An 8530-nucleotide genomic window follows, 5' to 3' on the forward strand; every position below is an offset into this window, starting at 1 on the left:
GACGCATCCGCAAAGTGGATCGCTCAGCTTGGAAAGAAGAAGTCAACTATCACCGCCGTTCGCTCAGCGAGACGGGGATGTACCGACTCAAAACCGTTTTCACAGGTGAGGTGTGTGCCAGAAAGATAGCAGCTCAAACCACCGAGTTGATGATTGAATGTAAGGCGCTCAACCGGATGACGCAGCTCGGAATGCCTGATAGCTACCGCGTTGCAGCCTAGAAAACGACCGAGATGGGAAACCCCTGTCCCTTTCTCAATTCATGCAACAAAGCCACGTAGATAACCAAAGGCTAACTCTATAGCTCTGAGAAGCTAATAAGAGCGTAGAAAGTAGCATTGTCCTTTTCAATAGCAGAGTAGTCAACGTACTCTGCATCTGCAAACTATGAACTCAAAGCAGATGTACTACTGAGCGCCAATGATCTGTCTGCTTGTTAGTACTTTTCTGGGCGGTCTAAAAATCGAAGCCTGAAACGCACTGTAGGTAGAAGTTTCAGCCTATCGAACCTTTTCGTCACGATCCAGGCCGGACCCCATCCTCGTAGCGCTGCCCTCTTCACCGCTCAGCAGCCGATCTCTTTAGAAACCTCTCGCATTAGCTACCGTCGCATTCATCAGTGTTGGGAGACGCTGATTGCGCCCTACCCTGATCTCAAAGGTGCTAGGTTACACGATCTACGGCATACCTTCGCCACTGAGCGAGTTGGCTTGATGGGGATTGAAGAGCTGAGGGCTTTGATGGGACATGAGACGATTCAGACGACGCTGCGCTATCAGAAGGTAACGTCTAGACGAGCAGCATCGGTGGCTAAGCAAGCCTTAGAAACGCTTTTATAGAAGCTTCCTTGGCCGTATGAAATGACGCCTCTACTACTTACTACAGAGTTTTAAGAGTTCTCTGTAACTGTAAACCGTGGACTCAGCGGCGCTACTACCGACCTAATAAACTCTATATCGCTTTCTCAGAAAGAATTTCAGCCTTTCAGTAAAACGCCTGTACTTGTGCTCAAGCTGAGTAAGAAGCAAACCTTAAAGCCTGAAACCTCTTCACATCAGTCGATTCAGCCTTATCTGTTAAAATTTCTCCGATTCTATACATTGGCGCTGTGGCCGTAAGTCAACAGTAGGAATAGTTGTTCTGGGTGCAATAGTAATATGAGTCATAGCGAGTACCTAACTAAATGATGGGCTGCAAACTATTAACAGCTTACTGATAAACCAAGGAAATGAGAACACGGATAAAATATAAGTTTTATCTATGATAGATTAGTTTTGCTTAACTCCTGTGACAGGCAACTCTAGTCCAAATCTATCGTCGCCTATCGTACATTAATAAAGCATTGTCTCAGTTTGAGATGAGACTGAGAGAGGCCAAAATGGGCTTAATCTCACTATAAGACCCAATAAACGGCTTTTTGGACTAAATTCATAATCCACTGTATCTATTTCTATGCATAGATTACAGCGATTCCGACTATTTGCTGGTCCCGCAACGGGTCAATGGCTGAGAATGAAGCTAAAACCATCTATTCATAAGGGTTAATCAGTTTTCGCCTAACCAAATTTATGGACTAAACTTAGTCAATCCCATTAGTCTCACTAAATCAATCAAAGTCCCACTATTGAGACAAGGTGAGCCCCTTGAGCAAAGTTGCGAGCGCAGCAAACATCTTCTTTGAAACTTCCGAAGAAAACCCATCACATGGAACTGTGGACGGAATCTTGATAGATTATGAAAGCATGAATGTCTTTTGCAGACTCAAATGTCTGCTTGTCGGGCGCTCAATGTACTATACAGACCGTTTTAATATGTGCTACCGCTTCCAGACAACGGTAATTATTCCAGTGTCGTCTAACTAAGTTTGCTAACACTATGTGCTAGCAAGCCAAGGTCTGGAATACTGCCATTCATAAACTCTTGTATAATTACTAAAACTTCCTCAGACACTACCTCTTGAGTTGAAACCCTGGTTTGCCCTCCTTGCCAAAGACTCTGTTCATGAGTTTTTGACTGAACTTCTAACATATTTCCATAACTATCACTTGGTAACCCTATATATGCGTTCGAAGTACTGTTAAGCGTCGCTGCACTTAAATGGCGAAGCCAATAATCATCATCCTGAATCAATGCTATGTCTTGTTGAGAAAAAACATGACTTTCACTACATTCTAGAAACTCTAGAAGAGAATTAAAAGATCTATTAAATGAAACCTTGCGGCCATCATAACTTTCAAGATCAATAAACAGCTCGCTACAGGAATTTGAATGGATAGATGCTGAACTGAACTGACTACATTTCTGAAACCATAACTCTTCAAATAGATCCCATTTCTCCAAAAGGTCTGTGTTATAAGTTGCCGGAGGAAATCTCACTTCAACAGTTGGAAATTTGAGAACTGATAGAAAGTTTATGCTTTTGTGTCTTGGATCTCGAATCGTAGTAATAACATCATCTTGAGACAAAGCGCTGAAGCAATTAAACTGGGCATTTAAGAATGAAGCAAGAGCAGCATCGCAAACGAAAGGGGTGATCAGAGATACTATTTTGACCGCCATTCTCTGTAAAGTATTTAAACGATTTTGGCTTTCAGAAAACAAAGGACTTTTTAAATAAGCCTGTTGGATTAAATTAATCTCTCGGCTTACAGTGACAAGTGGATCCTCGTACTCGCCGTTCCTATCTGTCAAGGGCTTTAAGAAAAAAAATTTATTACCATCTTCTTCAATATGTTTAGATAGAATTTTGCAAAATTTGTTACTTCTCCTGCTGATTGGCAAAAGGAATTTACTAAACTCTAATTCCCAAAACAATTTGCTAATAGCATAGACTCCAACGTTCTCGAGACTCAAATAAAGTGTTTCGTTGTTTAAATTTTTACTAGGAGGAAAATTAAGGTCTCCGTATACTCCGAAATGAGTCTGAAATGAACAAGTCTTGCTGTATAAGACTCCCCCTCTAGCTTCCAAAGTATTTAAAATCCTTTTCTGGAGACAATTGAGTTCTTTAGTTGAATGAAATATAGGAGTATTTATTTCGAATCCTACTAAGATTCTGTTTCGATGCCAATTGAATTCATCCAATCTAAACTCTCGGTTTTTCTGGGTTAAAGCAAAAGCTGAATCATCTAATTTGACACTACAAGCACTTATATTTTCATCTATAAGTCCAGAAGAAACAAGATTTTTACGTAACTCCTCAAAAGCAACTTGATTCTGATGATTATTATTACATGTATTTCTATCAACGGCTTTATACTGACGCTTTAAAGTCGCCACTAGATCATCCGAAATAACTGCGGAAATTCCATTCTCTCTTAGCGTTAGAACAATGCGTAAAGCCTCAATCAGAGTATCATAAGGAGGCTGGCAAAAAGTTCCGTCTTCTACTTCAATAGTACCTGGAGCTGAGAGTATGTATCCCAACCTATTAACTAGCGGGTCTTTATTGTGTATAACTGGGCGAGAGAGTGTGATTAACTCATATTCCTTGCCTTTAGAATACTTCATAGACATCTTGAGGATAAATAACTTGCTCTTCAGTATAATGAAAAGTAAAATCGGTCAGAAAACCGGAACATTCAAATTAAAGGGGATAAACAACATATTACAGACTGAGAGAATAAGTCATATCCATTCCATTTGAGTTTGGGAGGCTATAAACTCTTACCCATCCCATAGATTCGTATAAATGAATAGCTTTCTTATAATTTTTCCGAGTCTCAAGTTCGACTTGTACATACCCTTCAGATTGTGCTACTGTGACAGCATGCTCGAGCAAGGCGCGTCCTATACCTTGGCCTTGAAACCGAAGATCTACAAAAAAGGTAGCCAAGTGAGCGACGTTATTCTCACCTCCAATTAAGGCGATAGAACCAACCACCACCTTAGATACCTCAGCAACCCACTGCTGAACTGAACAATCATTTGCCTCACCGTAATTCATCACATCAGAGTCAATCCCCTCTGGGTCTGGTTCAAGTCCATAGCTACGAGTGATTTCAAATACAAATCTTTGGACTTTTTCCCCATCACTGGGTTCTGCTCGTCGGATAACAAGTGACATAAACCTCAAATTAGTTTTCTCAAATCAAAGACGTTAGACAACTTTCTCATTCGAATAGGATTGAAATTTCTGTGTAGGTATGGTGACGTCAAAGTAAAGTCTACATCTTACTCTATCCTTATTCTTCTCTCAGCACATGATGATACAATTCCCTGGCAGAGAGCAACTTTATGGCAACTAGTCCGGTAATGCCGATTAATGCTGCTTGAGCGACATAAAGCACCTGATAAGAAACAAAATCGCCTAGAATTCCTATGGCCAAATAAACTATTAAAGACTCTATGGCTAAGCAAGTGCTAAAAAGGGAATACATTCTCCCTTGGAAATTGGCATCTGTCATTCTTTGAGCTATTGTTTGGTAGAGGACCCTAACTTGTAGAAACAGGCCAATCAAGAAATATCCTAAAATTGCCAAAAAGAGATTACGTGATATTGAAAAGAGAACGAGACTACCAGACAGCGCCCAAATACAAAATATCATGATCGCCTTTTTTTTAAATATGCTTACGACTATAGGTAATAATAAGCAACCTATAATGGCACCAACTGAAAAGGCTGCATCTATAAGCCCAAACTCCACAGCTCCAAGATTCAGTTCTTGTTGGACAAAAGGTGATAGTAAAGCATTGATAGCACGAACCGTTGTAAAAAGAAGTAGCAAAACTAAGTAAATTGAAACAATGTCAAGCCGTTTCAAAGCATAATATAAACCTTCTCTCACATTAGTGAAGACATTAGTGTTGGATCCTTTAAAGTTTTCGACTTCTGCTGATTTTTTTGACTGACTACCAGTATAAGCTACGTTCAAAATACAAACAGCAGAAATCAAGAATGTGAAAGCGTTTATAATCATCACTGCGTACGGAGAATAAAGACTAATAACTAGACCTGAAATCCCTGTACCCAATACTGCCCCAGCTTGATAAGTGATATTTGCTACAGAGTTAGCGGTCAAAAGAGCTTCTCTCGAGAAAATGTCACAGACTAATGCATTTGTTGTGGAGTAGAAAAGTTCGTCACCCACAGATACTAAGAATGTCGCTGCATAAATATGCCAAGGATGTAACAAGTCAAACCACCATACAAGAGGTACAGTCAAAAGAACACTTGCTCTAAATATATCAATAGAAATTGCCAAGTATTTCCGATTTATTTGGTCAACAAAAGCGCCAAACGTGAAGGAAAAGAAGATTCCAGGGATAGTCGATACAAACAGGAGTACAGCTACTGAACTTCCGTTACCAGTTAAATTTAAGATCAACCAACTATTGGCAATAAACTGCATTCCTGTTCCAAACGAAGAAACAAAAGTACCCGTAAAGTATAGGATTGAAGACCGATAGCCTAACGTCGTCCAGTGCTGATTCAGGAAGCTTCGCATGCTACCACTTTGTTTTTAAGACTAATCAAGTTCATATTATTAGAACTTTTTAGAAAGACTCGCTTATAAACAAGCAAGCCCTTAATCCACTAGATTTGATAATAAGTTTAGTCTACTCTATGATTATCTCAATACTATGAGATGAAAGTTCTGCCGAATCACGAACACTTTCAAACGTATCTCCGCAACTTATAACGTGACCAGCTCTATCACGGTAATCTCCATGTAGGCAAACACTGTGACCAGGATAATGATAGATTTTTACTTCGCTTACTCCATAAACTTGCTTAGCGAATGCAACTCCTTCAATAGACTTTACTGTCCCTTCCAAAAGATATGGTATAAAACGAACTGAAGCATAATGGCTTTTCGTTTTTTCAAGAGTAACTTCAGAGCCCGTAATAAAGCTGACAGTCTGCGAAACTAAATCAATTCCAAATGCACTGAAAATTAAATCTGATATATAGTCACCTCCTAATCGCGGATTGATTTCAATCGCTACTGGGCCGGATTCCGTCGTTCTCAACTCAATATGGGCTGGTCCGATTTCCCAGTTCAATGCGCTCAATACCTCAAGTATAAAATCCTTGATTCTCCTCTCTGTTTTTTCGTCTGAAAACACAGCAGGGAAGTCATGGCCTAACTCAACAAAATATGGCAAAGATCCTAAGTACTTCCGAGTAACACCAATAATTTCTTTCCCGAATATTTCAACTGAATATTCAGATCCTTCCACCGCCTCTTCAACTAACACTTGTGATATTGAATCAGATGGATGAGAATCTAATTCAATATCTAATAAAAATTTTGTATGATTCTCAACTTCCCCTGAGTCTCTACAAAACTTAACGCCTCTGCTACCCGACAAGTTTATAGGTTTAACTATTACTGGAAAGCCGATTATCTCAGCTGCAGAGACTGCTTCCTGTCCTGAAGTAACCATGTAAAAAATCGGTACACTTACCCCTTGTGATTTTAAGCGTAATCTTTGCGCATACTTATTATTACAGGTACGTAACACATCAGGATTTGGCCCATGAAGGCTAAAACAACTAGCCAAGTTTGCTGCGGCTTGAAGGTAAAAGTCAAGACAAGATGTAATGCCAACTATTTTTGATGTAGTTGAAAGCTCCCTTATTTTTTTAGATATAGTGCTCTCATCAGAAGTATCAACCTGGAAAACCTCTAGATTATCTTCTTCAATGTATTTGTATAAGGAAGGGTTTTTAGCAAATATGACAGGTAAAAACCCTTTCTGAAATGCATCTTGGACTAACTTTCGTCCAGTACCACCATTTATATGACTTTCAATAAAAATCAACTTTTCTTTGCGCACAAGAATTACTCTGAGTCCGATTTATTGCCCTTATACTACTTATTCAAACCGCGAATTAAACTACCTCGGTTCTCCGTCATTTTTTACAAGCTCGAATAACCTTTCAAGTTGAAGGAGAGCCTACCTTTGAAAATCATCCTTTCAAAATATTATTGAAAAAACTTATTTGGAAGCGAGAAAAATGATTAAAACCTTCAATTATCATATTTCTAACTTCATTTTTTGTATATAAACCGCAGTAGTAACTTATAGCCTCCTCGGCTGCAAGAATAGCATACTCAAAATGCTCAGATTCTACTGAAGTGTGCAGCTCAATCCAGGTATAAGCGCTATTACCATATTCTGTTCTCTCACCTTTTAAAAACTTTACCAACTGAGGATATTCCTTACAAAGATATTGATGTAAGATGTTAAATTCCTGATCTGCTAACAACTCCGCTCCAATGTGAAAACCCAATCCGTGCAAAATTTCCTCTTCTGAATTTTCTCGATTCAGGCAATAACCTTGTTTGATCTCTTCCAAGTTATCTAGTATTGCAGGGCTTATAGAAAACTGCTGCTCAAATAACTGCGGGTTTATGTCAAAGAAGCGTAATGTGTTCTTTAGCAGAATTTGACCAAGCTCTCTATGAGTAACCCTCGAATTTCTCACCCTATCGAAGTATTCATCCTCAGCTGCAAAAAAAATGTAAGTCGAAATTTTCGAGCTTCTGTCTGCGCAGTCATGAATTATCTCACTTTCATCTCTAAAAATATCTTGCCTGATATGAAAAGCTCCGCCCAAGTTAATTACTCCTCCAGCAAAATTACCATTAAACACTGAATAGCGGTGTATAAACTTGACCAGATCTTTGGTACATGATATTTGGGTTAAAATTTTTTCAAGAAAATGCTTACTTCCTGAGTATTCAAGGATTTCAAAAATTTCCTTCTTGAAGTCTAATGTCGGATTTAGTTCTACAAGCATCATTAACCTTCTTTTGGTATTCACTGCTATTGCATACCATGAAGTTAACGTGAAGAGAATTTAAATTCAAGGGATTTGTGTAGTTAAAGTTACGGTTTTAAGATAGTTTTTCTAAATCCTATCTATATTGTTTTTTTAATCCGTTTCAAATTTGATTTTGCCACCCTCAAAACACTACATTCCACAACCTTTTTGTCTAACAGCTAAGTGATCCTCCTTTACCTCTAGGGTTGATTCATTGTAGGAGGCGAAAAATATGGTCAACCTGGTTGGGTGCATCCCACTTGTGCAATAAGCATAAATGCTTAACGCACAAGTCCTTATAAATCAGCAGCTTTGAAAGGCTGTCTCAAACCTGGACTTACAAGACTGGGATGCACTCACCTGGTTTGCGAGCTGATGCAGAGCGGATGTGACTGAATCAAAGCCCTTCAACCGGAGCAAATTGATAGTAATCGAGCGAAACAGCGAGGCATATAACAGCAGACCATTGGGGTCACGACCATAAGTATCGTCCTTGTCCAAGACCACATCTTTAGGCCAGTGCAATCGATTTTTAATGCTCCAATGGCCCTGAACCAAGGTCATCTACTGCTTCGCTGTGGTTGCCACTGAACTGAGGTAGAAGGCCCGATGGATCGAGCATTTGCCTTGGGAGTGCGTCATCATTTAGCGAGAGAAAAACCACTATAGAGGAGTAGGACGCAGAGAATAGATGCCATGACCCCCGAGCAAAACCAGCAGCTGCAAGCTCATGTCAGCGAAATTGCCAAGCTCCTG

The 8530-nt window shown here is 39.5% G+C and carries 5 protein-coding genes and 2 pseudogenes; 2 read left to right on the top strand and 5 right to left on the bottom strand.

Annotated features, from left to right (window positions below):
- Together IQ241_RS24330 and IQ241_RS26855 are read left to right on the top strand one after the other, a co-directional pair.
- Positions 1-221, top strand: a pseudogene (locus IQ241_RS24330) (IS5-like element ISLesp5 family transposase); the annotation flags it as partial.
- A gap of 315 nt (positions 222-536) precedes the next feature.
- A pseudogene (locus IQ241_RS26855) lies at positions 537-839 on the top strand (tyrosine-type recombinase/integrase); the annotation flags it as partial.
- Between the two features lie 1015 nt (positions 840-1854).
- On the opposite strand, the gene IQ241_RS24340 reads toward IQ241_RS26855, so the two are convergent.
- The 5 genes from IQ241_RS24340 to IQ241_RS24360 all read right to left on the bottom strand — a co-directional run bounded on the left by IQ241_RS24340 (position 1855) and on the right by IQ241_RS24360 (position 7774).
- Complete coding sequence (locus tag IQ241_RS24340; protein WP_193912262.1) at positions 1855-3510, bottom strand: hypothetical protein; 1656 nt, start codon at positions 3508-3510, stop codon at positions 1855-1857.
- A gap of 97 nt (positions 3511-3607) precedes the next feature.
- Positions 3608-4066, bottom strand: coding sequence for a GNAT family N-acetyltransferase (locus IQ241_RS24345; protein WP_193912264.1), 459 nt, complete (start codon positions 4064-4066; stop codon positions 3608-3610).
- Positions 4067-4184: 118 nt separating this feature from the next.
- Entirely contained in the window at positions 4185-5447 is a 1263-nt protein-coding gene (locus IQ241_RS24350) for an MFS transporter (protein ID WP_228022062.1), read from the bottom strand.
- Between the two features lie 112 nt (positions 5448-5559).
- Positions 5560-6783 (bottom strand): ATP-grasp domain-containing protein, encoded by a 1224-nt coding sequence (locus IQ241_RS24355; protein ID WP_193912268.1) that lies wholly within the window; start codon positions 6781-6783, stop codon positions 5560-5562.
- A gap of 133 nt (positions 6784-6916) precedes the next feature.
- Positions 6917-7774, bottom strand: coding sequence for a hypothetical protein (locus IQ241_RS24360; protein WP_193912270.1), 858 nt, complete (start codon positions 7772-7774; stop codon positions 6917-6919).
- Between the last annotated feature and the right edge of the window lie 756 nt (positions 7775-8530).

This window comes from Vasconcelosia minhoensis LEGE 07310 (assembly GCF_015207255.1).
Classification (GTDB): Bacteria; Cyanobacteriota; Cyanobacteriia; order Phormidesmidales; family Phormidesmidaceae; genus Vasconcelosia; species Vasconcelosia minhoensis.

Coding starts and splice junctions, on each gene's coding strand:
- IQ241_RS24350 (WP_228022062.1), bottom strand. CDS start 5,447: ATGCGAAGCTTCCTGAATCAGCACTGGACGACGTTAGGCTATCGGTCT.
- IQ241_RS24345 (WP_193912264.1), bottom strand. CDS start 4,066: ATGTCACTTGTTATCCGACGAGCAGAACCCAGTGATGGGGAAAAAGTC.
- IQ241_RS24340 (WP_193912262.1), bottom strand. CDS start 3,510: ATGAAGTATTCTAAAGGCAAGGAATATGAGTTAATCACACTCTCTCGC.